General features: G+C 62.3%; 19 protein-coding genes. 13 read left to right on the top strand and 6 right to left on the bottom strand.

What is annotated here, in order from left to right; all coding sequences use genetic code 11:
* Nucleotides 1-9: 9 nt before the first annotated feature.
* Genes J5Y06_RS21450 through J5Y06_RS21440 form a run of 3 tightly spaced genes read left to right on the top strand, consistent with a single transcriptional unit; the run spans nucleotide 10 to nucleotide 2,563 of the window.
* Entirely contained in the window at nucleotides 10-1,017 is a 1,008-nt protein-coding gene (locus tag J5Y06_RS21450; protein WP_209337253.1) for a flagellar motor switch protein FliG, read from the top strand.
* Between the two features lie 23 nt (nucleotides 1,018-1,040).
* Nucleotides 1,041-2,123: a flagellar biosynthesis protein FlhB gene (flhB, locus tag J5Y06_RS21445; RefSeq protein WP_209337252.1), complete on the top strand. Its 1,083-nt coding sequence runs from the start codon at nucleotides 1,041-1,043 to the stop codon at nucleotides 2,121-2,123.
* The gene (locus tag J5Y06_RS21440; RefSeq protein WP_209337251.1) at nucleotides 2,120-2,563 is read left to right on the top strand and encodes a hypothetical protein; all 444 of its coding nucleotides are present in this window, start codon (nucleotides 2,120-2,122) and stop codon (nucleotides 2,561-2,563) included. The genes flhB and J5Y06_RS21440 overlap by 4 nt, the downstream gene beginning before the upstream one ends.
* A 2-nt stretch (nucleotides 2,564-2,565) precedes the next feature.
* Here J5Y06_RS21440 and J5Y06_RS23185 read toward each other — a convergent pair whose 3' ends face one another.
* Nucleotides 2,566-3,222, bottom strand: a complete 657-nt coding sequence (locus J5Y06_RS23185; protein WP_245248248.1) for a helix-turn-helix transcriptional regulator — start codon at nucleotides 3,220-3,222, stop codon at nucleotides 2,566-2,568.
* A gap of 76 nt (nucleotides 3,223-3,298) precedes the next feature.
* Nucleotides 3,299-3,955, bottom strand: a complete 657-nt coding sequence (locus J5Y06_RS21430) for a helix-turn-helix transcriptional regulator (RefSeq protein ID WP_245248246.1) — start codon at nucleotides 3,953-3,955, stop codon at nucleotides 3,299-3,301.
* Between the two features lie 476 nt (nucleotides 3,956-4,431).
* Between J5Y06_RS21430 and J5Y06_RS21425 the strand changes: the two genes are divergently transcribed.
* From J5Y06_RS21425 to J5Y06_RS21400, 6 genes are all read left to right on the top strand, one after another.
* A complete protein-coding gene (locus J5Y06_RS21425) occupies nucleotides 4,432-6,030 on the top strand; it encodes a peptide ABC transporter substrate-binding protein (RefSeq protein ID WP_209337250.1) in 1,599 nt (532 codons plus the stop codon).
* Between the two features lie 63 nt (nucleotides 6,031-6,093).
* Nucleotides 6,094-7,011 carry an ABC transporter permease subunit gene (locus tag J5Y06_RS21420; RefSeq protein WP_209337249.1) on the top strand — a complete coding sequence of 306 codons (918 nt, stop codon included), beginning with the start codon at nucleotides 6,094-6,096 and terminating at the stop codon, nucleotides 7,009-7,011.
* Nucleotides 7,004-8,158: an ABC transporter permease gene (locus J5Y06_RS21415; protein WP_209337248.1), complete on the top strand. Its 1,155-nt coding sequence runs from the start codon at nucleotides 7,004-7,006 to the stop codon at nucleotides 8,156-8,158. The genes J5Y06_RS21420 and J5Y06_RS21415 overlap by 8 nt, the downstream gene beginning before the upstream one ends.
* A complete protein-coding gene (locus J5Y06_RS21410; RefSeq protein ID WP_209337247.1) occupies nucleotides 8,159-9,787 on the top strand; it encodes an ABC transporter ATP-binding protein in 1,629 nt (542 codons plus the stop codon).
* 138 nt (nucleotides 9,788-9,925) lie between these two features.
* The gene (locus J5Y06_RS21405) at nucleotides 9,926-11,884 is read left to right on the top strand and encodes an autotransporter assembly complex protein TamA (protein ID WP_209337246.1); all 1,959 of its coding nucleotides are present in this window, start codon (nucleotides 9,926-9,928) and stop codon (nucleotides 11,882-11,884) included.
* Nucleotides 11,881-16,803, top strand: a complete 4,923-nt coding sequence (locus J5Y06_RS21400; RefSeq protein WP_209337245.1) for a translocation/assembly module TamB domain-containing protein — start codon at nucleotides 11,881-11,883, stop codon at nucleotides 16,801-16,803. Before J5Y06_RS21405 ends, J5Y06_RS21400 begins: the two co-directional genes overlap by 4 nt.
* 15 nt (nucleotides 16,804-16,818) lie before the next feature.
* Here J5Y06_RS21400 and J5Y06_RS21395 read toward each other — a convergent pair whose 3' ends face one another.
* Nucleotides 16,819-17,571 (bottom strand): sulfite exporter TauE/SafE family protein, encoded by a 753-nt coding sequence (locus J5Y06_RS21395; RefSeq protein WP_209337244.1) that lies wholly within the window; start codon nucleotides 17,569-17,571, stop codon nucleotides 16,819-16,821.
* A 180-nt stretch (nucleotides 17,572-17,751) separates the two neighbouring features.
* On the opposite strand from J5Y06_RS21395, the gene J5Y06_RS21390 reads away from it, so the two are divergent.
* Both J5Y06_RS21390 and J5Y06_RS21385 read left to right on the top strand, forming a co-directional pair.
* Entirely contained in the window at nucleotides 17,752-18,504 is a 753-nt protein-coding gene (locus J5Y06_RS21390) for an SDR family NAD(P)-dependent oxidoreductase (protein ID WP_209337243.1), read from the top strand.
* Between the two features lie 10 nt (nucleotides 18,505-18,514).
* Nucleotides 18,515-19,723 carry an acyl-CoA dehydrogenase family protein gene (locus J5Y06_RS21385; protein ID WP_209337242.1) on the top strand — a complete coding sequence of 403 codons (1,209 nt, stop codon included), beginning with the start codon at nucleotides 18,515-18,517 and terminating at the stop codon, nucleotides 19,721-19,723.
* Between the two features lie 47 nt (nucleotides 19,724-19,770).
* Here the strand turns inward: J5Y06_RS21385 and J5Y06_RS21380 are convergent, their stop codons facing one another.
* Nucleotides 19,771-20,823, bottom strand: a complete 1,053-nt coding sequence (locus J5Y06_RS21380; protein WP_209337241.1) for a phosphotransferase family protein — start codon at nucleotides 20,821-20,823, stop codon at nucleotides 19,771-19,773.
* An 80-nt stretch (nucleotides 20,824-20,903) separates the two neighbouring features.
* A complete protein-coding gene (locus J5Y06_RS21375) occupies nucleotides 20,904-22,070 on the bottom strand; it encodes an acetyl-CoA C-acyltransferase (protein ID WP_209337240.1) in 1,167 nt (388 codons plus the stop codon).
* Nucleotides 22,071-22,156: 86 nt separating this feature from the next.
* Between J5Y06_RS21375 and J5Y06_RS21370 the strand changes: the two genes are divergently transcribed.
* Nucleotides 22,157-22,822, top strand: coding sequence for a TetR/AcrR family transcriptional regulator (locus tag J5Y06_RS21370; protein ID WP_209337239.1), 666 nt, complete (start codon nucleotides 22,157-22,159; stop codon nucleotides 22,820-22,822).
* A 2-nt stretch (nucleotides 22,823-22,824) separates the two neighbouring features.
* The gene (locus J5Y06_RS21365; RefSeq protein WP_209337238.1) at nucleotides 22,825-23,796 is read left to right on the top strand and encodes an NAD(P)H-dependent flavin oxidoreductase; all 972 of its coding nucleotides are present in this window, start codon (nucleotides 22,825-22,827) and stop codon (nucleotides 23,794-23,796) included.
* Between the two features lie 7 nt (nucleotides 23,797-23,803).
* Here the strand turns inward: J5Y06_RS21365 and J5Y06_RS21360 are convergent, their stop codons facing one another.
* Nucleotides 23,804-24,247, bottom strand: coding sequence for a MaoC family dehydratase (locus tag J5Y06_RS21360; RefSeq protein WP_209337237.1), 444 nt, complete (start codon nucleotides 24,245-24,247; stop codon nucleotides 23,804-23,806).
* Nucleotides 24,248-24,380 lie beyond the last annotated feature (133 nt).

Below are 24,380 nucleotides of genomic sequence, written 5' to 3'. Positions count from 1 at the left end.
GACCCCTCGATGTCACAGCTGACCACCTTCACGAAAGCGCAGAAGGCCGCGGCAATCCTGGTGGCGATGGGAAAGCCGTCGGCTGCGAAGCTCTTGAAGTTCTTCAAGCAGGAAGAACTGAAGGCGCTGGTGGATGCAGCGCGCGTTCTGCGCACCATTCCACAGGCCGAGCTGGAAAAGATCGTGGCAGAGTTCGAGGCTGAATTCACCGAAGGTGCCGGCCTGCTCGATTCCAGCGACAAGATGGACACGCTGGTCAGCGAGCATCTGTCACCGGAAGAAATGAACGCCCTGATGGGCAAGCCTTCGATGAAAGCCGGCGATCAGTCGGCGTCGGTGTGGGAGCAGCTGGAAGCGGTGACCCCGGACCGACTTGCCGCCTTTGTGGCAAGCGAGCATCCGCAGACCACGGCTCTGGTGCTTTCAAAGCTTTCTCCTCCGCTTGCGGCAAAAGTCGTGGTTCTCCTGGACAAGGCGGTGCGTGGCGAGGTGGTGAAGCGCATGGTGTCGCTCGGGCAAACGTCGCCGGCAGCCTTGCGCATTCTTGAAAACCGGCTGCGGGCACAGGTGTTGGCTGAAAGCGCTGGCAAGGACACGTCTGCTGGACATAGCCGCGTGGCCAGCCTGCTCAATGAACTCGACAAGGACGCGCTCGACGAGGTCATGGACGACCTGGCGGCGACCGGCAGCCGTGATGTGGAGGCCATTCGCGCCCGCTTGTTCTCCTTCGAAGATATCGCGCTTCTCAGCCAACGCTCGCGCGTTTCCCTGTTCGATGGTGTTTCCACGGAACTCGTGACGCTTGCCTTGCGCGGTGCGCCCGGTCCGCTCGCCGAAGCGGTTTTGTCGGCCATCGGCGCTCGCTCGCGTCGTATGATCGAAGCCGAACTTGCGTCCGGCGGCGAGAACGTGCCGGCCGACGAGATCCTCAAGGCGCGCAAGCAAATCGCGTCCACAGCGCTCCGCTTGGCGCAGGAAGGCGTTGTTGAACTGCCGAACCTGCAGCAAGCCGCTTGATCGCGTCCGCGTGAGCATCAGCCATGGCCGATGATGCACCCGACAAGGACAGCAAAACCGAAGCGGCCACCGAGAAAAAGATCCGCGACACCGTTGAGAAGGGCAAACTACCTTTTTCCCGCGAAGCTCCGATCCTCGCCTCCTTTCTTGCTATCCTGACGTTCACCCTCTTTTTTGCCGAGCGCAGCATCGCGGAGCTGGGCGGATTCCTCACCGTATTCATCGAGCAGCCGGAAGCCTGGACGATCGGCACCGCCCACGACGTTGAAGCTTTGCTACGCCTTGTTGCCTGGGAAGTGGCAAAGGCCACGGGTCTCATCATGGGCCTGCTCGTGGCGGCCGGTGTGCTGGCGTCCATCCTTCAGAACGCGCCCCGCTTCGTGCTCGATCGAATCACGCCGAAGATGGAGCGCATCTCCTTGGTGAAGGGATGGAGCCGAATGTTCGGTGCCCAGGGATGGGTAGAGTTCGCCAAGTCGGTGGCAAAGGTGCTTTTCGCCAGCATCTTCCTGGTTATGGCCATGCGGCAGGCCGACACTCAACTTCTATCAGGCATGATCACCGATCCGGCGGCGTTTGGGGCCGTGATCCGCGACATCTCGCTCGATCTCCTGACGGCCATGACGATGATCATGATCGTGATTGCGGTGGCAGACCTGATCTGGTCGCGCTTTCACTGGTTCCAGGACCTGCGCATGACCAAGCAGGAGGTCAAGGACGAGATGAAGCAGGCGGAAGGCGATCCGCTGGTGAAGATGCGCATTCGTTCCGTGGCACGCGACCGCGCCCGCCAGCGCATGATCGGCGCGGTGCCCAAAGCGACGCTGGTGATCGCCAACCCCACCCACTTCGCCATTGCGCTTCGCTACAACCGGGACGAAGATGCAGCGCCGGTGGTTGTGGCGAAAGGACAGGATCTGGTCGCCCTGAAGATCCGCGAGATCGCAGAAGCCAACGGTATTCCAGTGTTCGAAGACGTGGCGCTCGCACGCTCCATGTACAAACAAGTTTCGGTGGATACGGTTATACCGCCTCAATTCTACCAGGCGGTCGCGGAACTTGTCCGCATCATCTACAACAAGAAGACAGCTGCGGTCAGGCCATGAACCGACAAGACCATTCAGAAGCGCGCGAGATCATCGTTGCCACGGCTATCAGCGAAGTCGTGACCGAGCTTCGCATGGTGGATGTGAGCGACTATCTCGCCTTTATCCGCTTCGAGCAGTTCGCTTCCATTGCCGATATCGTTGAATCCGCCGCCGAACTTTACTTCATGCCCGGTACTCTGAAGCTCGGCCATGGCGGCGAAGCTCTGGTGAACTGGGGTGAAGTTCCCCGCATCAAGCTTGATCTGGAACTGCGGCCGCAGGGGGCCACGGTTTATTTCACGCTGGCCATGGAAGACAAGAAAGCGGGCGTGGAGGTCAACTACGTGTCGTTCGACAAGCCGACGCCGGATCCGCAGGAAAACACCCGGCAGCTCGCAGCCATGATCGAGCATGCCCGGATCCGCAAGTCGCCGCCCGTTTTGCAGGCGGCCGAATAAACTTAATCGATCAGGCCGAAGCGCAGCGCCTTGGCGACGGCGTGCATCCGGTTCACTGCGTCGAGCTTCTGGGTCGCGTTGCTGAGATACTGGTTTGCCGTGTGGACGGACAAACCAAGGTTCGTGGCGATTTCGTCGCTCGTTTGGCCTTCCGCCGTCAAGCGAAGGCATTCTAGCTCGCGCCGGGACAGCTTGGGATTTCCACCCGACATTTCAGCACGCAGCTTCAACAATCGATCGAACAGTTCGAGCGCCTGGAGATGGGCGGCCGCCAGCGTATCGTCGCACACGGCGAAGTCGGTTCCAGTCAAAACCAGCATGCCGTGCTCGCAACGGCCGGCGTAAAGCGGCATCACGAGCCCTGCGCGAGCCGAGCCGATCGCCACCGTGCGAACCACCCAGCGTAAGCGCTCGAACGCCGAAACAGCCGAATGGCGCGGCGCAGCCCACCAGGCGACGATGGTGGAATTGCTGGCGTGCCGCAGCATCGCCGGCGAAACGTCCGCTGCAACTTGCTGGGTCAGCACGGCCGCGTCAGGAAAGGCGGCATCCATGATGGGGGTGAGCTTGCGCTGCCGGTCGGAGCCGATCGTCGCCAGGCAGAAGTCCGAAGCACCAAGCCCTTCCGCCAGTTCCAGAAGCTCGCGATAAACCGGCATGTAGACTGCGGTTGCCGCAGGAGTGGCAAGAGAGAATCTTGCGCTTGTTGTGGCTGAGCCCAGATGCATCGCAGGTTCAGATCAAGCCAGAGCGGATAGCGGTGGCGATGGCGAGCGCGCGGTTTCGAGCGCCGAGCTTTTGCATGGCGCTGGTGAGATAGCTGTTGGCCGTGCTCCCCGACACGCCGAGAATGACGCCAACTTCTTCCGTGGTCTTACCTTCGGCGACCCAGGACAGGCATTCCCGTTCCCGATCCGACAGGGCGTCGACCTGCGTTTCAAAGCCCTGCTTGCCGGACAAGAGCGACAGAGCATAGCTGCACAGGAGTTCCACCTTTGCCACGGCACGCGACAGAAGGCTGCCCGCCTTTTCCGCGGAAAGAAGGAGGGCGTAGCGAGCGCGTCCGGCGCGAACCGGCACGCCCACCACATCCACATGCCCTTGTTGCGCAAGAAGCTCGACTTCCTCGGATGACAGCTGATGGCCCGGTTCGGTGGTTCTGCCGAAGCGGGCTGCCTTTGCAATCAGATCGATGCCGATCATGTCGATGGCGTCGAAAATCCAGTTGGAGGCGACGATGCGCGCTTGTTCGCCCGTGCGGACCGTGAGGTCGACCAGCATGTAGCGATCGGCGCCGACATCCCGACAAATCTGCCGCATGAACTCGATCAGATCGCGGCGCGTCGACACCACGGCAATCGGTTGAGAAACAGCGAGCGCGGCAGCAACCATCAGAAATCAACATCCCCCTTGGCCGCACGCCATGCGCAGCCTTGCCTTCGAACAACCCAGGATCAGGCAAAGCTCCGCACAACCGCTCCAATGAAGAAGCAGCGCAAAGAACGCCTGAGGAACACTTACGCGGGAAACACGCTCCTGCCGCTGCGAAAGGGGCGGAAACAAATCTCGAAGCAACTTTCGTCGCCCTTGTCAGCAGTGGGCCGAGAAACCCGCGCGAACCCCTCCGCGCTGGCCTATTCCGCTGCTGCCATTCGATTCGGGATCAAAGTAGTCGGCTGGGATTCGCGTGTCAAAAGACATTTGCAAGTCACGGATTCGAAATGGCGAAGCCTCGTTCCCGCGTTGCAAAGGAGTCACGCTGGTTGCGCTTCTTGCACGATTTGTATGGACCGCCGCGCGTCCCCCGCTATTGTCGTGTGTCAGGAGCTTCGGCAAACCGAAGCGCAACAAGAAAAGGGGAGTTCAACATGCTGAAGTCGCTTATGGGAGCAACCTTCCTCGCTTCTGCGACCTTTGTTGCCAGCTTGCCGATGGCCGCAAATGCGCAGGCCGAGGTCGTTTACAACCGGGGCAACGACACCGACCCGACCACGCTCGATCACCACAAGACCTCCACGGTCGCTGAGGGCAATCTGATGCGCGACCTTTACGAGGGTCTGGTGGTCGGCGACGCAAAGGCGGAGGTCATTCCCGGGGTCGCGGAAAGCTGGGAAGTTTCCGAAGACGGCCTCACCTACACGTTCAAGCTGCGGGAAGACGCGAAGTGGTCCAATGGTGACCCGGTCACCGCGAGTGACTTCGTGTTCGCCTACCAGCGCATCCAGAACCCGGAAACCGCAGCGCCCTACGCCAACATGCTTTACGTGATGGAAAATGCGGAGGCGATCAACAAGGGCGAAAAGCAACCGTCGGAACTCGGTGCAAGAGCGATCGACGACCGCACGCTGGAGATCAAGCTCAACGCACCGACGCCTTACTTCCTGCAGTTGCTGACGCACCAGACTGGCTTCCCGATCCATCAGAAGTCGGTGGAGCAGTTCGGCAACGAGTTCACGCGGCCGGGCAACATGGTGACCAACGGCGCCTATATGCTCGAGGCGTTCACGCCGAACGACAAGATCGTCATGCGCAAGAACCCGCACTTCCATGATGCGGAAAACGTCGCGATCGACGTGGTGAACTGGATTCCCTTCGAAGAGCGCGCCACCTGCCTTCGCCGCTTCGAGGCTGGTGAGGTTCTGTCCTGCTCGGATCTCGACAGCGCCCAAATGGACTACATGAAGGAGAAGCTGGGCGAACAGGTCCACGTGGTGCCTTACCTTGGCACCTACTACCTGCCAGTGAAAGGCGAGGAGGGTAGCAAGCTCAAGGACGCCAAGGTTCGTCAGGCGATCTCCATGGCGATCGACCGCGACTTCCTGGCCAAGGAGATCTGGCGCGACTCCATGCTGCCGGGCTACTCGATTGTGCCGCCCGGCATCGACAATTATCCGGAGCCCGTTCACCTGCCCTACAAGGACCAGGACATTCTGGATCGGGAGGATGAAGCCAAGAAGCTGCTTGAAGAAGCAGGCGTTGCCGAAGGCTCGCTGTCCGTGGAGCTGCGCCACAATACCGGCGAGAACCACAAGAACACGATGACGGCCATTGCCGACATGCTGAAGAACATCGGCATCACGGCGACCATCGTGGAAATGGAAGGCACCGGCTACTTCGACTACATGAAGAACGACGGCGACTTCGACATCACGCGTGCTGGCTGGATCGGCGATTATTCCGACCCGCAGAACTTCCTGTTCTTGTTTGAAAGCGCCAATCTCGGCTTCAACTATCCGCGCTGGGAAAACGCCGACTACGACAAGCTGATGACGGAAGCCTCAATGATAAACGATATCGAGGCGCGCGCGAAGGTTCTGCGGCAGGCTGAGGAGCTGTTCCTGAAGGAAGTTCCGGCCATTCCGATTCTTTACTACTCGTCCGGTTCGCTGGTGTCGTCCAAGCTCAATGGGTGGGAAGACAACATCATGAACCAGCATCCGACCCGCTGGATGTCTGTCGCGAACTGATTCAGGACACGGTGGCGGCGGCAGCGCCGCCACCGTGCTGCCGCGGTGCGAGGGAGCTCCTGAATGGCCGCTTATGTGTTGCGGCGCCTCCTTGGCGCCGTGCCGACGATGTTTGTGATCGTCACCATCGCCTTTTTCATGATCCGCCTGGCGCCCGGAGGCCCCTTTGATCTGGAGCGTCCGCTCGATCCTTTGATCATGCAAAATCTCGAGCGCGCTTACAATTTCGACAAGCCGCTTTGGCATCAGTACCTGATCTATCTTGGAAATCTTGCCCAGGGCGACCTTGGCCCAAGCTTCACCCGACGCGACTTCTCCGTGGTCGATCTTTTTCGCGTCGGTTTGCCGGTTTCCATCACCATCGGCTCACTTTCTATGCTGATTGCGCTTCTGGTCGGAACCGTTCTCGGCGCTTTGGCCGCGCTGCGCCAGAACAGCTGGGTGGATTACCTCGTGGTGGGGACGGCGACCTTCGGCATCACCATCCCGACCTTCGTGATCGCGCCGATCCTCAGCCTCGCCTTCGGCGTGATGATGGGCTGGTTGCCCGCCGGGGGCTGGGGTACCTGGAAACACATGGTGCTGCCTGTTGTGACCCTGTCGCTGCCGCAGATTGCCGTCGTGGCGCGGTTGACGCGAGGCGCCACCATCGAGGCGCTGCGCTCCAACCATGTTCGCACCGCGCGGGCTTACGGGCTGCCGACGCGGGTCGTGGTGGGCGTTCATGCGCTCCGGGCGGCCATGCTGCCGGTTGTTTCTTATCTCGGACCCGCTGCGGCAAGCCTGCTGACCGGATCGGTTGTGGTGGAAACCATCTTTGGCATCCCCGGCATTGGCCGGTACTTTGTGCAAGGGGCGCTGGGGCGGGACTACACGCTGGTCATGGGGACCGTGGTGGTGATCGCGCTTTTCGTGATCGTGTTCAACTTGATCGTCGACATTCTTTACGCTTGGCTCGACCCGCGGGTGCGGTATGACTGAGCATGTCCTTTCCGAGCAGGTCGAGGAGCCTGCGAGCCTTGGGGCCGGTCGCTCGCTTTGGCAGGACGCCTGGCTGCGGCTGCGGAGCAACCGCGCCGCCGTGGCCAGTGCGCTCGTGCTCCTTCTCCTGGCGCTGGCCGGCTTCATCGGGCCGTGGCTTGTTCCGCATTCCTATGATCAGATCTATCCACAGTATGTGCGGGTGCCGGCAAGTCTGGAAGCGTATCCGAAACAGGACCGGATCGTGCCGGATTTCCAAAGCGCCCTGGAGCGGGCACGCATCACGATCGGCGACGTCGAACTGAGTGGTTCGGTGGTGCGCGCGCCCGTGTCGGACGACGAGCCGCTTGACCCGCGCATTACACGCTATGTCGACCGTTCCGATCTGTTCGACAATGCGCGCCTGCAGGATGCAGACGGCAACCCGTTAGCGGAAGGAGCGTCGAGCGGGTTCATGGTGGCCGACGTCCAGCGGTTGCGCTTTCTGTTTGGCACCGACGCCAATGGCCGCGATCTCCTTGCGCGTATCCTGATCGGCATCCGGATCTCGCTGGCAATTGGCTTGCTGGCGTCTTTCATGGCGTTGGCGCTCGGCGTGACCTATGGCGCGATCGCCGGCTATTTCGGCGGGCGCATCGACAATGTCATGATGCGTGTTGTGGACGTGCTTTATTCGCTGCCCTTTATCTTCTTCGTGATCCTGCTCGTTGTCTTCTTCGGGCGAAGTTTCGTTCTGATCTTCATCGCGATCGGCTTCACCGAGTGGCTCGACATGGCGCGTATCGTGCGCGGGCAGACGCTGACCATCAAGCGGCAGGAATATGTGCAGGCGGCGGAAGCGATGGGCGTTTCCAGCGCGGGCATCTTGAAGCGCCATGTCATCCCGAACACGCTTGGACCGGTTGTGGTGTTCGTCACGCTGCTGGTGCCGAAAGCGATCCTGCTGGAAAGCCTCCTTTCCTTCCTTGGTCTTGGCGTGCAGGAACCGCTCACCAGCCTCGGCCTTTTGATCGCCGAAGGGGCGTCCAACATGCGGGGTGCGGCCTGGCTCCTGCTTTACCCCGCAGTGACGCTGACCGTGATCCTGTTTGCCCTGAACTTCCTCGGCGATGGCTTGCGAGACGCGCTCGACCCGAAGGACCGCTGAATGGCCGGCGAAAAAGTGCTTTCCCTGCGTGGGCTTACCGTCGACTTCGCCACCCCTGACGGCTGGGTACAGGCTGTCCGAGGTGTCGATCTCGACGTGGCGCGCGGTGAAACCGTCGCGCTTGTAGGCGAGTCCGGCTCGGGCAAAAGCCAAACCATGATGGCTATCATGGGCCTTCTGGCGTCCAACGGCCGCGCGGGAGGCTCCGCGCTTTACCGGGGCCAGGAGATGATCGGTTTACCGGAACGTCGGCTGAACCGCATTCGCGGCGAGAAGATCACCATGATCTTTCAGGAGCCGATGACGTCGCTCGATCCGCTCTACCGGATCGGACGCCAGATCGCGGAGCCTATCCTTCATCACCGTGGCGGCAGCCGTGCCGCCGCACGCCAGCGTGTCCTTGAGCTTCTGGAACTGGTCGGCATTCCGCAGCCGGAGCGACGCATCGACAGCTACCCGCACGAACTGTCCGGCGGGCAGCGCCAGCGCGTTATGATCGCGATGGCGCTTGCCAACGATCCCGACATCCTGATTGCCGATGAGCCGACAACGGCGCTCGACGTGACGATCCAGGCGCAGATCCTGACGCTTCTTGCGGAACTGCAGGAAAAAATCGGGATGGCCATCGTGTTCATCACCCACGACCTCGGCATTGTCAGGCGCTTGGCTGACCGGGTTTATGTGATGAAGACGGGGGAGGTTGTGGAGCAAGGCGAGACCGGCCCGCTTTTTGCCGCACCGACCCATCCCTACACGCGCATGCTGCTCGAAGCAGAGCCGACCGGCCGGAAGGCTCCGCCCAACCCCGAAGCGCCGCGCCTGCTTTCCGGCCGCGACATCGGCGTTCACTTTTCGCTCGGCCGAAGCTGGGGCGGAGAAGAAGCACTGCTGAAGGCGGTTGATGGCGTGTCCGTCACGCTGCGGCGCAAGCAGACGATCGGCATCGTAGGCGAGTCTGGCTCTGGCAAGTCGACGCTTGGGCGTGCATTGCTGCGCCTTCTGCCCGCATCCGGCTCGCTCGAATTCAAGAACCAAGACATCAGCCATGCCGATCGCGCGCGAATGCGACCGCTGCGACGTCAACTGCAGCTGGTGTTCCAGGATCCGTTCGGCTCGCTTTCACCTCGGATGACGGTGGGGCAGGTGATCACCGAAGGCCTGATCGTGCACGAAAAGGACCTGTCGAAAAGCGAGCGTGACCGCCGTGCCATCGCCGCAATGCGCGAGGTCGGACTCGATCCTGCCATGCGCAACCGTTACCCGCACGAGTTTTCCGGCGGCCAGCGCCAACGTATCGCGATCGCCCGAGCCCTGATCCTCAAACCGGAAGTGATGGTGCTCGACGAGCCCACGTCGGCCCTGGACCGTTCCGTGCAAAAGCAGATCGTGGACCTGCTGCGCGACCTGCAGGAAGCTCACGACCTGTCCTACATCTTCATCAGCCACGACCTCGCTGTTGTGCGCGCCATGGCCGACTACATCATCGTCATGCGGCACGGGCAGATCGTCGAAGAAGGTCCTGCGGAAGAGATCTTCGAGGCGCCGCGCGCCGCTTACACCCAGGCGCTGCTTGCGGCTGCGGTGGACAATCGGCGCTTCCGAACAGCGGTTCAGGAGGCCGCGAAATAAGGCGTTTCAGCAGGCGTCAAGTGTGGCAGTCTTGCCGAAGTCACGGAAAACATTGACGGGAAGCTGCGTTTTCGTGCTGCTTCAACGTCCCGAACAGCTATAACTTGGGCGGGATGGACGTGCGAGTGCAAACAATCAATGCGTTTTCAGGCGTTGCGTAGCTGGAATTTGCGGGTTGCGGCCGTGCTCGTGGCAAGTGCCCTTGCGCTTCCCCCTGCGGCAGCCTTCGAGCTTTTCGGCATCAAGTTCTTCGAGCGGAAAGCCGATCCGGAGGATGTGCCGATCGGCCAACCGCAGCCTTACACGATCACCTTCAACGTTGCATCCGACGACGAGGACCTCGAAGACACGCTCAAGGGCGCTTCCAATCTTTGGGGTGACCGTGAGGAGCCTGCGTCCGGCGCTTCCGGCCTCCTGTCCAAGGCACGAGGCGATTATCGCCGGCTGCTCGGAACGCTTTACGCCCAGGGCCGCTACGGCCCGACCATCTCCATCCTTGTTGACGGCCGTCAGGCCGCCGATGTTCCGCCAGATGCGGCCCTGAACAACCCGGCCAGCGTTGTCGTTTCGGTTGAAACCGGGCCGTCCTTCACCTTTGGCCGCGCAGACATCGTCAACCAGGCGCCACCGGCCACGGAACGGCGCGACCGGGTGGAGCTGCCGTCGGACAACGGTTTCGTGCCAGGCGAGGTGGCAAAGTCGGGCGTTATCCTGCAGGCGGAAAACCTCGCCGTTGAAGCGTGGCGGCAACAGGGGCACGCCAAGGCTGAAGTGGCCGAACGCAGAGTGGTGGCGGCGCACGACAGCAACACGCTCGATGCGACGCTGCTTGTGGAGCCCGGACGGCGCGCCGTTTACGGCACCACCAGCGTTCAGGGCACAGAGCGGATGGACCCCGCCTTTGTCGCCTACATGGCGGATCTGCGCCGCGGCGAAGAGTTCGATCCGGACGACATCAAGCGCGCCAACGACCGGCTCGCGCGCTTGGAAGTGTTTCGCTCGCAGCGCATCGAGGAAGGCGAGGCGATCGGCGCCAACGGCGAATTGCCGCTCGCCGTCATCGTGCAAGAGCGTCCGCTGCGCCGTTTCGGCGTCGGCGCCTCTTATTCGACGCTCGATGGCGCCGGTGTGGAGGCTTACTGGCTGCACCGCAACCTGTTCGGCCGTGCGGAGCGCCTGCGCTTCGATGCCAAGGTTGCGGGCATCGGCGCCGATGTCGTCGACCGCTCGCGCGACGAGCCCCAACGCAGCCGTTTCGATCCGACGGCCTTTACTTACCGTGTCGGTGCGACCTTCACGAAGCCTGGCGTTTACACACCTGACACGAACTTCGTGGCCTCCTTGTTCGGCGATCGCGAGGTGCTTGACCCTTATACCCGCACGGCTGTGACCGCGCAGGTCGGCTTCAACCACATCTTCAGTGAAGAGCTTTCCGGCAGTCTTTTCCTGAGCGGCGGGCCGTCTCGCTTCGACGACGATCTCGGCAGCCGTGAGTTCATCACGGTAGGTCTCCCTGGCACGCTCACCTATGACACGCGTGACAACGAGGCGGACGCCACGGAAGGCTTCTTCGTGGAAGCGATGGTGGAGCCCTTTTTCGAGTTCAACTACGGCAATGCCGTTGCACGCGCGACGCTGGAAGGGCGGACCTATTACGGGTTCGGCGATGACAACCGGCTGATTGCCGCAGGACGCCTCAAGATCGGCTCGCTGGCCGGTGCGCCGATCGAGGAAGTGCCGCCGGACCGGCTGTTCTTCGCTGGCGGCGGCGGCTCTGTGCGCGGTTATGAGTTCCGGGGCATCGGGGTCGAAACCTTCGATGGCGGCTTGATCGGCGGACGCTCGCTGATGGAAGCGTCCGTGGAACTGCGCGGACGCATCACCGAAACCATCGGGCTCGTGGGCTTCGTGGATGCAGGATATGTCGGCGCAGAGTCGTTTCCGAGCTTCGACGAAGACGTGAAGCTCGGCGCGGGCGTGGGCCTGCGCTACCTTACCGGGCTCGGCCCCATTCGCGCCGATGTCGCCATTCCGCTGAACCCGGGCAACGATGACCCGAGCTTTGCCTTCTATTTCGGCATAGGACAGGCGTTTTGACACGAATTCTCGCTCTTCTCCTCGCAATTCTGCTTCTCGCGTTTCCTGCACTCGCGCAGGATGAAACACCCGAGGAGGAGCGCTCCTATCTGGTTGGACTGCTGGAAGATCAGCTTTCCACGCCCAACCGACAGATCCGCCTGAACAACATCCAGGGGGCGCTGTCGTCCGATGCCACGATCGGCGAGATCACCATCGCCGACCGCGAAGGCGTATGGCTGCGCATCATCAACGCGCGCATCAACTGGACGCGCCGGGCTCTTCTGCTCGGCCGCCTCCAGATTTCCACCTTGGCGGCGGAGCGCATCGAGGTGTTGCGCAAGCCCCTGCCGGAAGAAGGCTTGCCGCCTCCGGAAGCGGGCAGTGGCGGGTTCGCGCTTCCCGAACTGCCGGTGTCGATCACGCTTGAAGAACTGACCGTGCCGCGCGTGGTCTTCGGGCCCACTGTGTTCGGCCTTGCTTCCGAACTTTCGGTCACCGGTCGCGTTCAGCTGGCGGACGGGTCGCTTGACACGGCGCTGAACGTCACGCGCCTCGACGGACCGGGCGGGCAGCTCGCGCTGACGGCGACATACTCGAACGAAACGCAGAACCTCGGCATTAACTTGAGGCTGCAGGAGCCGGAAAACGGCATCGTCGCCAATCTGCTGGAGATCGAGAACCGGCCTCCCGTCAGCCTCGTGGTTGAGGGCGAGGGCCCACTTGAGCAATTCGACCTTGCCTTGACGCTCGATGCGGCCCAGCAGCGGATCCTGACGGGCGACCTGGCTCTTCGGCGCCAGGACCTCGGGCTGGGCTTTACGACTTCCGTGAGCGGGCCGATCGCGGCATTGATCCCGGAGCGGTTCCGTCCGTTCTTCGGCCAGTCGACGCAATTGCAGGCGAGCGGTGTTTCCAAGGACGCGGGCGGCTTCCGGCTCGATGAACTTCAGGTCGACAGCGCGCAACTGCAGCTTCGCGCACAGGCAGAAACCGCCGCCGACAACTTCCTGCAGCGCCTGACGGTGAACGCGACCGTCGACAATGGAACCGCCGAGCCGATCCTTCTGCCGGTGCCCGGACAAAACACGATTCAAAGCGCTGCACTCAGGATTTCCTTCGGCGACACGGCGAGCGACCAGTGGTCCGGAGCCCTGACTGTGCAAGATCTCCAGACCGGCAGCTTTTCTAGCGAGGAGGTTGCACTGACCTTTTCCGGTCTGGCGCAGAACCTTCAGGATGCCGCTGCCCGCCGTGTCAGCTTCCAGGTCAATGGTGGAGCCCGTGGGCTTGATGCCGCGTCGCCCGAAGTGGCGGAAGCCCTTGGCAACGAGATCACTTTGGATGTTGCCGGCGATTGGCGCGCCGGCCAGCCCGTTCAGCTCGAGCGTGCGAACCTTGCTGGCAACGGGCTCGAAGTTGCCTTGAACGGCGTCATTGCCGATCTCGTTTTCGACGGCCAGATCGGGGTCAATGCGGCCTCCATCGCGCCATTTTCGGCGCTTGCCGGGCGCGACCTCGCCGGCGCACTGCGCCTGGATGCCGAAGGAACCGTCAACGCAACAGGCGGCGCTTTCGACCTGACGCTAGACGGTTCAGCCACCGGCTTGTCCCTCGATACGCCGGCGGCCGATGCCTTGCTCGGAGGCGAAACGCGCATCACCGGCGGCATCGCTCGCGGTGAGGATGGGCTCGTTGCCCGTGATTTCCGCGTGGCAAACGATCAAGTGGAACTGAATGCCGACGGCCGCTTTGCCACGGGTGCAGCCGACTTCGACTTCAACCTTTCCTTGAGCGACCTTGCTCTCTTGACGGAGCAGGCCAGCGGACGTTTGACCGCCGCAGGCCGGGCGCAAGGGACGGACGGCGTGATCCGCCTTTCGCTTGACGCTGCCGTGCCCAGCGGTCGCCTCGTCGGTCGGACCCTGACGGATGCTCAGGTCGGTTTCGAGGGCGTACGCCTGCCGGACCTGCTCGACGGCAACATCACGGGCAGCGCTTTCCTGGACGGAAACCGTGTGCAGCTTGCCAGTGGTGTCGCCGTTTCCGCCAACACTCGCAAGCTCAGCGATCTCCGATTTTCGGCGGGCGGTGCCGAACTCACGGGCGACATCGAGCAGATCGTGTCCAGCGGCCTGTTTGAAGGCCAAGTGCAACTGGAGGCGAGGGACATTTCCACGGCGGCTGCGCTGTTTCTTGCCGAAGCTTCTGGAGCAATCGACGCCACAATCCGGCTGCGCCCGGTCAACGGCAACCAAGACGGCGATGTCACGGCCGAAGTCCGCAACCTTGTGTTCAACGAGGTGCGCCTCGGCAGTGCGGATGTGGAAGCCGAATTCTCTGACCTCTTCAACGTGCCTGGTGGCAATGCAACCATTGCCGCGCGAGACGTGGTTGCGGGTGGCCAAACGCTGACACGTCTTGACGCGGAAGCGCGGCAGAACGGGGACACCACCGATTTCTCCGCCTCCGTGGCGCTCGCCAACGGCACGGAAGCCACGACGGCAGGATCGCTGTCGCGCGTGCAAACGGGTTTCCGCGTGGCGCTCAATGAGCTCGCCCTGACGCAAGGCCAAACCAGCGCACGGCTCCTGCAGCCGGCATCGGTGACCATCATCAATGACGTCATCACCATTGATGACGTGGCTCTCGATGTGGGCGGCGGGCGGATCGAGGCCGAGGGGCAAATCGCAGAAGCGATCGATCTTGACCTGGTGATCGCATCCTTGCCGCTGGATATCGCCAACACGATCGTCCCGGATCTCGGGCTCGGCGGCACGCTTGATGGCACGGTGGCGGTCAATGGCACTCGAACTGCGCCAGAGATCTCGTTTGATATTCGGGGTGAAGATCTGACAGCCGCGCAGTTGCGGCAAGCGGGGCTGCAGTCGATCGACGTCGTGGCTGAGGGAAGCACGCAGAACCAGTTGCTGACCGTGGATGCCGCCATCACCAGTCCGCAGGGTTTGGAGGCCCGCGCGGAAGGCGTTGTGCCGCTCGGCGAAGGCGAGTTGGCGCTGGACGTCACGATTGGCGCTTTTCCGCTCGCCGTTGCGAACGCTGTGCTGCCTGACCAGAATCTTGCCGGAACGGTGACCGGCTCCGCCCGCGTCACCGGCCCGATCAGCGATCCCGCTGCCACCTTCCAGATTTCCGGCACGGGCATCAGCGCCGCACCGCTTGTTCGCGCGGGTGCGGCTCCCTTGTCGATCGAGGCCGATGGCGCTTATGGCGACAACGCGGTGACGCTGAACAGCTTGAGCATCAGCGGCCCGCAGGGCTTGTCCCTGAGCGGAAACGGTCGGGTCCCGCTGCAAGGTGGCGAAGTTTCCGCAAATGTGGAGCTCAACGCGTTTCCGCTGGCGATCCTCAACGCCGTTGTTCCCGACCAGAACCTGTCGGGAACGGTTACCGGATCCGCCCAAGTCGGTGGTACCCTTGCCGATCCGACGGCCAGCTTTCAGCTGTCCGGAAGCGGCATCAGCGCTGCACCGCTGGCAAATGCTGGCGTCACGCCGCTCTCGCTTCAAGCCGACGGTGCTTACGGCGACAATGCCGTCACGCTGAACAGCCTGACTGTCAATGGTGCGCAGGGGCTTACGGTCAGCGGCAATGGCCGCATCCCGTTGTCGGGTTCGGGGCTTGCGGTGGACATCAACGCGCAGGCGCCGCTTGCGATTGCCAACCGGTTCCTTGGCGACCGCGGCACGCAGCTCTCAGGGACTGTCAGCGCCGACGTATCGGTGACCGGCAGCTTGCAGCAGCCGGACATTCAGGGTCGCATCACCTCCACCGGTGCTGCAGTGGTGGACCCGGACACGAATGTGCGGATCAGCGACATAGCGATGGACGTCGGCATCAGTGGGCAAACTGTTACCATCGAGCGGGTCAGTGGCGCCATCGCTGGTGGTGGCACGATTTCTGCGTCAGGTACGATCGGCATCGCACCGGGAAGCAACTTGCCGGTCAACATCGCGATCACTCTCAATGACGCGCGATATGCGGACGGCGAGTTGCTGGTTGCCACGGTGGACGGACAGTTGACCATCAACGGCGCCTTGTTGCGGGATCCGCTTATCGGCGGAACCATCAACGTCGAGCGCGCCGAAATCACCGTGCCGGAAAGCTTCGGTGGGGGTGCGGCCGCGATCGATGTCCGCCACGTCAACCCGCCTCCCGGCGTCCGCGCGACGTTGGCCCGCGCAAAGGCGAATGACGGCACGCCGGTGCCGGAGGCGCGGCCGAGCGTCGCCAGCCTAAACATCACGATCAACGCGCCCAACCAGGTGTTCGTGCGCGGCCGCGGCCTTGATGCCGAACTCGGCGGTTCCGTGCAGATCACCGGGCCGGTCACGAACATCCAGCCGGTGGGCGCTTTGGAACTGATCCGCGGCCGCGTTGGCATCCTGGGGCAGCGCATCACCTTCGATGAAGGCGAAGTGACGCTGGTCGGCGATCTCGATCCTTACCTCAACTTCGTCGCTCGCTCGGAAGCAGACGACATCACTGTTTTCGTGACGGTCACCGGCCGTGCGTCCGACGTTGAAATCAACTTCTCGTCGCAACCGGAGTTGCCGCAGGATGAGGTGCTTGCGCGGCTGATCTTCAACCGCAGCATCAACGATCTTTCTGCGTTCCAGATCGCCCAGCTTGCCGCAGCCGCTGCGGAACTGGCGGGCGGCGGCAACAGCTCGCTTCTGGGCAGCCTTCGGGCCAACACGGGGCTCGACGACCTCGATGTGGTGACCGACAGCGAAGGCAATGCGGCCGTGCGTGCCGGGCGCTACATCCAGGAGAATGTCTACCTCGGCGTGGAAGCGGGTGCCGGCGGCAATGCGCGCGCCACCATCAACCTGGACGTCACGGAAAACCTCAAGGTGCGCGGCGCGGCCGGCACCAACGACTCCAGTGTCGGCATCTTTTATGAGCGGGACTACTGAGGCAGCGCGCCTGCCTCAGACCGTGAAGTAGTAGATTGCCAAGGCGATGCCGATGGCGATCACCACGCCCCGCACAAGCGACTGCGGCAGGCGCTTGGCCACCCAAACGCCGGCATAACCGCCTGCCGCGACTGCCGGGATCAGCACGACCGCTGCCGTCCAATCGACCACTCCACCTGCCGTGAACACAAGGATTGCCACCGCGGCGATCACAACGGCCAGCAGGTTCTTGAGCGCATTGAGCTTGTGATAATCGGTGGTTTTCTCGGTCAAGCCGAGGCTCGCCAGCATCATGATGCCCATGCCTGCCCCGAAGAAGCCGCCATAGATGGAGGTAAGGAACTGGGCAATGGCTCCAAGGCCCTTGGAGGGCTGCTGGTTGACCCCTTGCTTCGGTTTCAACCAGGGACCCGCCGCGAAAAGCGCCGTCGCGGCAATCAGCAGCCAGGGCACGACCGCGCGGAAGGACGGGTTGTCGAGCATAAGCAGAATGCCCGAGCCGATCAGCGCCCCCACGGCCGACACAACCGCAAACAAGACGGCGCCGCGCAGATTTTTGCGGATATCGGTCCAGTATGCGAGCGTGGAGGTCACGTAGCCGGGAAACTGGGCGATGGAGCATGTCGCATTGGCTGAAATCGGCGGCAGACCGGCCAGGGTCAGGGCGCCGAACGAGATAAAGGTGCCTCCGCCGGCGATCGCGTTCACCACACCGGAAAAGAAGCCGGCGAGCAGCAGAAAGAAAATGGTGGTGATGCTGAGGGTCATTCGTTGATCCTCCTTTTCCGACAAGAGCGACGCGTGCGAGTGCCACAATCCCGGCGCGCCGTCATTGGCCCTGATGACTGCATTTCCCCGGCCACCGGCTGCGGGATTGCAGAAGAGGGAGCTTGCCACAGCTCCAGGTGCAGTATATAGAGTGAGCGCTCGCTCACATTTGGAGGTGGAATGTTCGACGATCTCAAGAACAAGCAGGTTCTCGTGACAGGAGCCTCGAGTGGCTTCGGCCAGCATTTCGCCCGCCTTTTTGCCCGGCATGGAGCGGAGGTAACGCTCGCGGCGCGCCGCCTGGAAAGCCTGGAAGCGGAGCGTGACGCGCTTAGGTCGAGCGGTGCCGTGGCGGATGCGGTGAAACTCGACGTCAGCCAGTCCTCGTCCATCAACGCACTGTTTGCGCAGCGAACCCGACCGTTCGACATCGTCGTCAACAATGCCGGGGTGAGCGGCGCCAAGCGTTCACTGGATATGCAGGAAAGCGATTGGGACGGGACGCTCGACGTCAACCTCAAGGGACCGTTTCTTGTCGCCCAGGCAGCGGCACGGGCGCTGCAGCAAGCGGGGCGCGGCGGCTCGATTGTCAACATCGCATCCATTATTGCGCTGCGCGTGGCGCATGAACTGTCTGCCTACGCGGCATCGAAGGCCGGTCTGGTGCACCTGACGCGGGCGCTTTCGCTGGAATGGGCACGCTACGGCATCCGCGTCAACGCGATCTGCCCCGGCTATTTCGAGACCGAAATGAACAGCGCCTTCTTCAAGACCGCTCCCGGCGAAGCGCTCATCAAGCGCATTCCCCAGCGCCGCCTGGGGCAGCCGGGCGAACTCGATGGCGCGCTCCTTCTGCTGGCGTCGGACGCCGGCGCCTACATCACCGGCTCCACCATCGTGGTGGATGGCGGCCACACCAATTCCTCCTTGTAAGGCAATAGCGATGGACTTCACCATTCCCCCACGCGTCGAGGACTTCCGTCAACGCATCTACAACTTCGTCGACACCCATGTGCTGCCGCTTGAAAGTGACGCGGCCTCCTACGACGCGCATGGCAACATCAACCTGCCGCTGCTCGACAAGATGCGCGAAAAGGCCAAGGCCGAGGGCCTGTGGTCGTTGCAGCTGAAGCAGGAAACGGGCGGGCAGGGGCTCGACAAGCGCGGCATGGCCGTTTGCTACGAAGCCATGAACCGCTCGATCTTCGGCCCGGCCATCTTCAACTCGTCCGCGCCGGACGATGGCAATATGATGGTGCTGGAGCAGATCGCGACGCCGGCCCAGAAGGAAAAGTGGCTGCAGCCGATCGTGCGCGGCGACGTGAAGTCAGCCTTCGTGATGACCGAGCCGCATCCGGGCGGCGGATCTGATCCCAGCATGATGCTGACCAAGGCTGAAAAGCGCGGCGACAAATATGTGGTCACCGGCACCAAGTGGTTCATCACGGGGGCCGAGGAATCCAGCCATTTCATTCTCATCGCCCGCACGTCCGACGACCCGCGCAACGGGCTTTCGGCCTTCATGTTCCACAAGGACCAGCCGGGCTGGCGCATCAAGCGGCGCATCGAAATCATGGGGCCGGAAGAGCATGGCGGCCATTGCGAACTCGAGTTCGACGGACTGGAAATTCCCGAGGAGGATCTGCTGCTGACCGAAGGCAAGGGCATGAAGATCACGCAGATCCGGCTTGGACCTGCACGTCTGACGCATTGCATGCGCTGGCTTGGCTTGTCCAAGCGCTGCACTGAAATCGCGCGAGACTATGCCGACCAGCGTCATGGGTTCGGCGTGCGGTTGGCGGATCGCGAAAGCGTGCAATTGATGCTCGGCGACCTCGCGATGAAGATCGAGATCGGCCGTTTGCTGGTGCAAAAGGCAGCTTACGCCTTGGACATGGGCTCACGAGCCCGCAAGGAAGTCTCCATGGCCAAGGTGCATGTGGCCAACCTTCTGCACCAGGCAGCCGATGTGGGCATCCAGATCAACGGTGCGCGGGGTTATTCCAAGGATACGGTGCTGGAATGGATCTACCGTTATGCCCGCCAGGCGCGCCTCGTGGACGGCGCGGACGAGGTGCACAAAATGGTGCTGAACCGCCATTTGAACGAAGAAGGGGACGACTTCTGGAAGTGGCCGGTCGCCGAGGCCTGAGCAGTCTCGCCAAGTCTTCTCCCACGCGGGAGAAGGCGTGAAGGCCCTCAGGACCGGAAGGTCTTGTCGCCCGACAGGATATCGGCTGCCCGTTCCGCGAGCACGCTCGACAGCTTGCCGACTTCGGCTGCATTCGCACTCGCCGCGCTACCATCCTTTGCGCGGGCGGCGATCCCCTCGAAGATAACCGCAAAGCGGAACAGCGCGAAGGCGAGGTGAAAGGGCTTCAAGCCTTCACTTTCGCCAGCCGCCTCCAAATAAGCTTCCTCGAAGGCTTCCCGCGAGGGAATGCCGGCTGCGGCATAGTCAATGCCCATCACGCCGCCATACTCTTCTGGTGTCACGAACCACAGCGTTTCCGTGTGGGCAAGGTCAGCGAAAGGATGGCCGAGCGTGGAGAGCTCCCAGTCGAGCACACCGACGATGCGCGGCTCGCTTGGGTGGATCATGACATTTCCGACGCGATAATCGCCATGCACGATGGTGGTGCGCTCGTCAGCGGGAATGTTTTGCGGCAACCATTCGGCGAGCGCATCGATCTCCGGGATCTCGCGCGTCTTGGACAGGTGCCACTGCTTGGTCCAGCGGCCGATCTGGCGCTGAAAGTAGTTGCCCTGCTTGCCGTAGTCGCCAAGGCCAACCGCCTCCACGTCCACACCATGCAGGTTGGCCAGCACTGTGGCCAGGTGGTTGTACACGTTCGCACGGTCCGGCTTCGCCAGTTCCGCCAACCGGCTGTCATGGAACACGCGGCCTTCCAGCCTTTCCATGACGTAGAACTTGGTGCCCACGACGGCGGGGTCATCTTCGTAAAGCACCATGGCCGGAACAGGGACACCGCTTCCGGCCAGCGCGGACATGACGCGGTGTTCGCGGTCGACCGCATGGGCGGAAGGCAGCAACTGTCCAGCCGGCTGCTTGCGCAGCACAAGTTCTCGGTTGTCAAAGGACAGAAAGAAGGTGGGGTTGGACTGCCCGCCTGATATCTGCTGCGCGCGGGGCTCGCCTTGAAGGCCAGGGATTCTGCTTCGCAGGTAAGCGCCCAAGCCGCCGAGATCCAGTTGACCCTGTCCCGTGGATGCCGCGTTCTCGGTGCTCATCAGTTCTCCTCCTGCTGCGCCCGCGTTCGCTGAGCGGTCGCTCATTTTTCATAAGCGACCGCAGAAGGAGTGGAAAGGGCCTAAACCAGTTCCACCGCCATTGCCGTGGCCTCGCCGCCACCGATGCAGAGTGATCCCACGCCTTTCTTGAGGCCGTTCGCCTTGAGCGCGTTGAGGAGCGTGACCATGATGCGGGCTCCCGATGCGCCGATCGGATGGCCCAGCGCGCAGGCGCCACCATTGATGTTCACGACATCATGGGAAATGCCAAGTTCATGCATGGCAGCCATCGGCACTACCGCGAAGGCTTCGTTGATCTCATAGAGATCGACGTCGTCTTTCGACCAGCCTGTTTTTTCTAACAGCTTCCGCATCGCGTAGACTGGAGCCGTTGTGAACCAATTCGGTTCCTGCGCGTGGCTGGCATGGCCATGGATGATCGCAAGCGGTGTCATTCCACGCTTTTCCGCTTCCGACATGCGGGTGATCACCAGGGCTGCGGCGCCATCGGAGATGGAGGAGGAGTTAGCGGCCGTCACCGTGCCGCCATCGCGGAAGGCCGGCTTCAGGTGCGGGATCTTCTCCGGTCGCGCCTTGCCCGGCTGCTCGTCCGTCTTGACCATGTCGATCGCCACGATTTCGGCATCGAACCGGCCTTCTGCGATCGCCTTCTGGGCGCGCGACAAGGACGTAAGGGCGTAGTTGTCCTGCGCTTCGCGGGTGAACTGGTAGTGCTGCGCGGTGTCTTCAGCGAAGGTGCCCATGGCGCGGCCCTTGTCATAGGCGTCTTCCAGGCCGTCCATCATCATGTGGTCGATGATCCGTCCGTGCCCGATGCGATAACCGCCACGCGCCTTTTCCAAGAGGTACGGCGCGTTCGTCATGCTCTCCATGCCGCCCGCCAGCACAATGTTGGCGCTGCCAGAAGCAACCAGATCGGTCGCCACCATGGCAGCCTTCATGCCCGAGCCGCACATCTTGTTCAGGGTCGAGGCAGGCACCGACTGCGGCAAACCTGCGCCGATCGAAGCCTGGCGCGCGGGAGCCTGACCAAGCCCGGCCGAAAGAACGCAGCCCATGACGACTTCGTCGACGTCGGCGCCCTGAAGGCCGGCGCGGGCAAGCGCTTCGCGGATCGCCGCTGCGCCCAAGGCCACAGCATTCTGGTTCTTCAATTCGCCTTGAAAGCCACCCATCGGCGTGCGGGCGGCGGACGCAATAACGATCGGATCACTTGCGGAGATCATGGACAGGCTCCTGAAGGAAGGTTTGACAGCTGTTTACTCGCCAGTATATCGTTTACGCAAGAGAAATCCACAAGCCCAGGAGCATCATGCCAGCGCGACCTCTTCTCGCGAAGCCCCGCGCAAGTGCGTCTCCGTGGCGTAAAGCAGATGAGCGCGAGCGTGATCGGGCGCTGAAGCGCGAAGCAGTGTTGGTCCGCGCCGTGGAATATTTCAACGAGCGCGGCTTTCATGCGACATCGCTCGATGACGTGGCGCTTTCGCTTAACGTGACAAAGCCGACGATCTACCACTATTTCGGCAACAAGGATGAAATCCTGTTTGAATGCGTGCGGCGGGGGCTGGTGGATATCCAGGAAGCTGCGCAGGCCGCAGAAGCGGCGGGCGGCAATGGGCTGGAGCGACTGACGGCTCTGCTCACCGACTATGCGGTGATGATGAGCGACGGATTCGGCGCCTGCGTGGCGCGCACTTCGGATCATGCTTTGTCTCCGGAAAGCCTGAAGCGAATTAAGGCCTTGAAGCGAGACACGGATGCGGTGGTGCGTCGCGTTATTGAAGCCGGAATTGCGGATGGATCGATCGCACCTGGCGATGTTCGGCTGATGACCTTCACCGCGCTGGGTGCGCTGAACTCAATTTCCCGCTGGTACGATCCGGCCGGACCAAAAACCAAAGAAGAAATTGCCAGTGCCTGTGTCGCGACACTGGTGAAGGGCTTTGCGGCTCGCAACGAACCCTCAGGGAGAGACTAGACATGCCAATGCCGAAGAGCCTCGAAGGACGCTTGAAGATCCCGGCGATTGCCGCGCCGATGTTCCTGACCTCCGGTCCCGATCTCGTGGTTGAAACCTGCAAGGCGGGCATGCTCGGCACCTTTCCGGCGCTAAACCAGCGCACCAGCGAAGGCTATGCAGAGTGGTGCGACGAGATCCAGTCGCGCCTGGCTTTGACGCCGGATGCAGCGCCTTACGGCGTCAATCTCATTGTCCACAAGAGCAACCCGCGCGTTCATGCCGACCTTGCCATCACGGTCGAGAAAAAGGTGCCGCTGGTGATCACGTCGCTGGGCGCCGTGAAAGACCTGGTGCAGGCGGTGCATTCCTATGGCGGACTGGTGTTCCATGACGTCATCAACCGCCGCCATGCCGAGAAGGCTGCCGAAGCAGGCGTCGACGGCATCATTGCTGTTGCGGCCGGTGCGGGTGGTCACGCCGGTACCATCAGTCCCTTCGCGCTGATCCGTGAAATACAAGAAGTCTTCGACGGCACCATCATCTTGTCGGGCGCCATGTCGGATGGCCGGCAGATTGCGGCGGCCCGGTTGATGGGTGCCGACCTTGCATATCTCGGCACTCGATTCATCGCCACACGCGAAGCCACAGTTAGCGATGCGCAGAAGGAGATGCTCCTGTCTTCAAAGGCGGGGGATATCCTGTACACCTCCGCCATTTCGGGTGTTCACGCCAACTTCCTGCGGCCAAGCATCGTTGCGGCCGGGCTCGACCCGGACAATCTTGTTGGTCATGGCAAGCTCGACATGCAGAACGAGGCACGCGCCTGGAAGAATGTCTGGTCTGCCGGGCAGGGCACCGGCACCATCACCGATATTCCGGGGGCGGGCGAACTGGTTGCCCGGCTGATTGCGGAATATCGCGAGGCTATGCAAGGCGCGGCGCGCGATCCGTTCCTGGAAGCAGGGACGGCAGCGGCGTCTGCTGCTGCCTGAGCAAGCTTCAGGGGAAAGCCAGCGTGCGCATGTCCATGATCAGCGCCGGCTTTTCTTCACCTTCGATCTCGATCTTGATTTCAGCGGTGATCTGCCAGCCGCCACCACGGGGCTCGACAGTCTTGATGGTCTTGCGGGCGCGCACCCGCTTGCCAACCTTCACGGGCGCAGTGAACCGCAGGCGATCCGCGCCATAATTCAGGTTGTGCGAGCTTTGCTCGAAGGTCAGCATGTCGTCCACGAGGGCGGGCACCAGGGACAAGGTGAGATATCCGTGGGCGATCGTGCCGCCGAGTTCGCGCGTCGCGCGTTCCACATCGACGTGTATCCACTGGTGGTCGCCGGTGGCGTCCGCGAATCGGTTTACGCGATCCTGGTCCACCAGAAGCCAGTCGCTGACGCCGACCTCGCGGCCGACCAGTGTCGGCAATTCTTCGATCTTGATGTGCATCTTTGTCCTTCTCAACCGGCAGCAAGGGCCGCCTTTGTAGCGGAAAGTGCTGCCCGCCGCAGCGCTTCAATTCGCGCGCATGCTCATCGAGAATGTCAACCCGCTTCGCTTCAACGGGCGCCATGTTGCTCCT

Source organism: Tianweitania sediminis (assembly GCF_017813335.1).
Classification (GTDB): Bacteria; Pseudomonadota; Alphaproteobacteria; order Rhizobiales; family Rhizobiaceae; genus Tianweitania; species Tianweitania sediminis.
The sequence above is the reverse complement of the archived record's forward strand: the minus strand, read 5'-3'. Positions and strand labels throughout refer to the sequence as shown.

Coding starts and splice junctions, on each gene's coding strand:
- J5Y06_RS21385 (WP_209337242.1), top strand. CDS start 18,515: ATGGACTTCACCATTCCCCCACGCGTCGAGGACTTCCGTCAACGCATC.
- J5Y06_RS21450 (WP_209337253.1), top strand. CDS start 10: ATGTCACAGCTGACCACCTTCACGAAAGCGCAGAAGGCCGCGGCAATC.
- J5Y06_RS21440 (WP_209337251.1), top strand. CDS start 2,120: ATGAACCGACAAGACCATTCAGAAGCGCGCGAGATCATCGTTGCCACG.
- J5Y06_RS21425 (WP_209337250.1), top strand. CDS start 4,432: ATGCTGAAGTCGCTTATGGGAGCAACCTTCCTCGCTTCTGCGACCTTT.
- J5Y06_RS21415 (WP_209337248.1), top strand. CDS start 7,004: ATGACTGAGCATGTCCTTTCCGAGCAGGTCGAGGAGCCTGCGAGCCTT.
- J5Y06_RS21395 (WP_209337244.1), bottom strand. CDS start 17,571: ATGACCCTCAGCATCACCACCATTTTCTTTCTGCTGCTCGCCGGCTTC.
- J5Y06_RS21375 (WP_209337240.1), bottom strand. CDS start 22,070: ATGATCTCCGCAAGTGATCCGATCGTTATTGCGTCCGCCGCCCGCACG.
- J5Y06_RS21380 (WP_209337241.1), bottom strand. CDS start 20,823: ATGAGCACCGAGAACGCGGCATCCACGGGACAGGGTCAACTGGATCTC.
- J5Y06_RS21370 (WP_209337239.1), top strand. CDS start 22,157: ATGCCAGCGCGACCTCTTCTCGCGAAGCCCCGCGCAAGTGCGTCTCCG.
- J5Y06_RS21410 (WP_209337247.1), top strand. CDS start 8,159: ATGGCCGGCGAAAAAGTGCTTTCCCTGCGTGGGCTTACCGTCGACTTC.
- J5Y06_RS23185 (WP_245248248.1), bottom strand. CDS start 3,222: ATGCCGGTTTATCGCGAGCTTCTGGAACTGGCGGAAGGGCTTGGTGCT.
- J5Y06_RS21360 (WP_209337237.1), bottom strand. CDS start 24,247: ATGCACATCAAGATCGAAGAATTGCCGACACTGGTCGGCCGCGAGGTC.
- J5Y06_RS21420 (WP_209337249.1), top strand. CDS start 6,094: ATGGCCGCTTATGTGTTGCGGCGCCTCCTTGGCGCCGTGCCGACGATG.
- J5Y06_RS21365 (WP_209337238.1), top strand. CDS start 22,825: ATGCCAATGCCGAAGAGCCTCGAAGGACGCTTGAAGATCCCGGCGATT.
- flhB (WP_209337252.1), top strand. CDS start 1,041: ATGGCCGATGATGCACCCGACAAGGACAGCAAAACCGAAGCGGCCACC.
- J5Y06_RS21405 (WP_209337246.1), top strand. CDS start 9,926: ATGCGTTTTCAGGCGTTGCGTAGCTGGAATTTGCGGGTTGCGGCCGTG.
- J5Y06_RS21390 (WP_209337243.1), top strand. CDS start 17,752: ATGTTCGACGATCTCAAGAACAAGCAGGTTCTCGTGACAGGAGCCTCG.
- J5Y06_RS21430 (WP_245248246.1), bottom strand. CDS start 3,955: ATGGTTGCTGCCGCGCTCGCTGTTTCTCAACCGATTGCCGTGGTGTCG.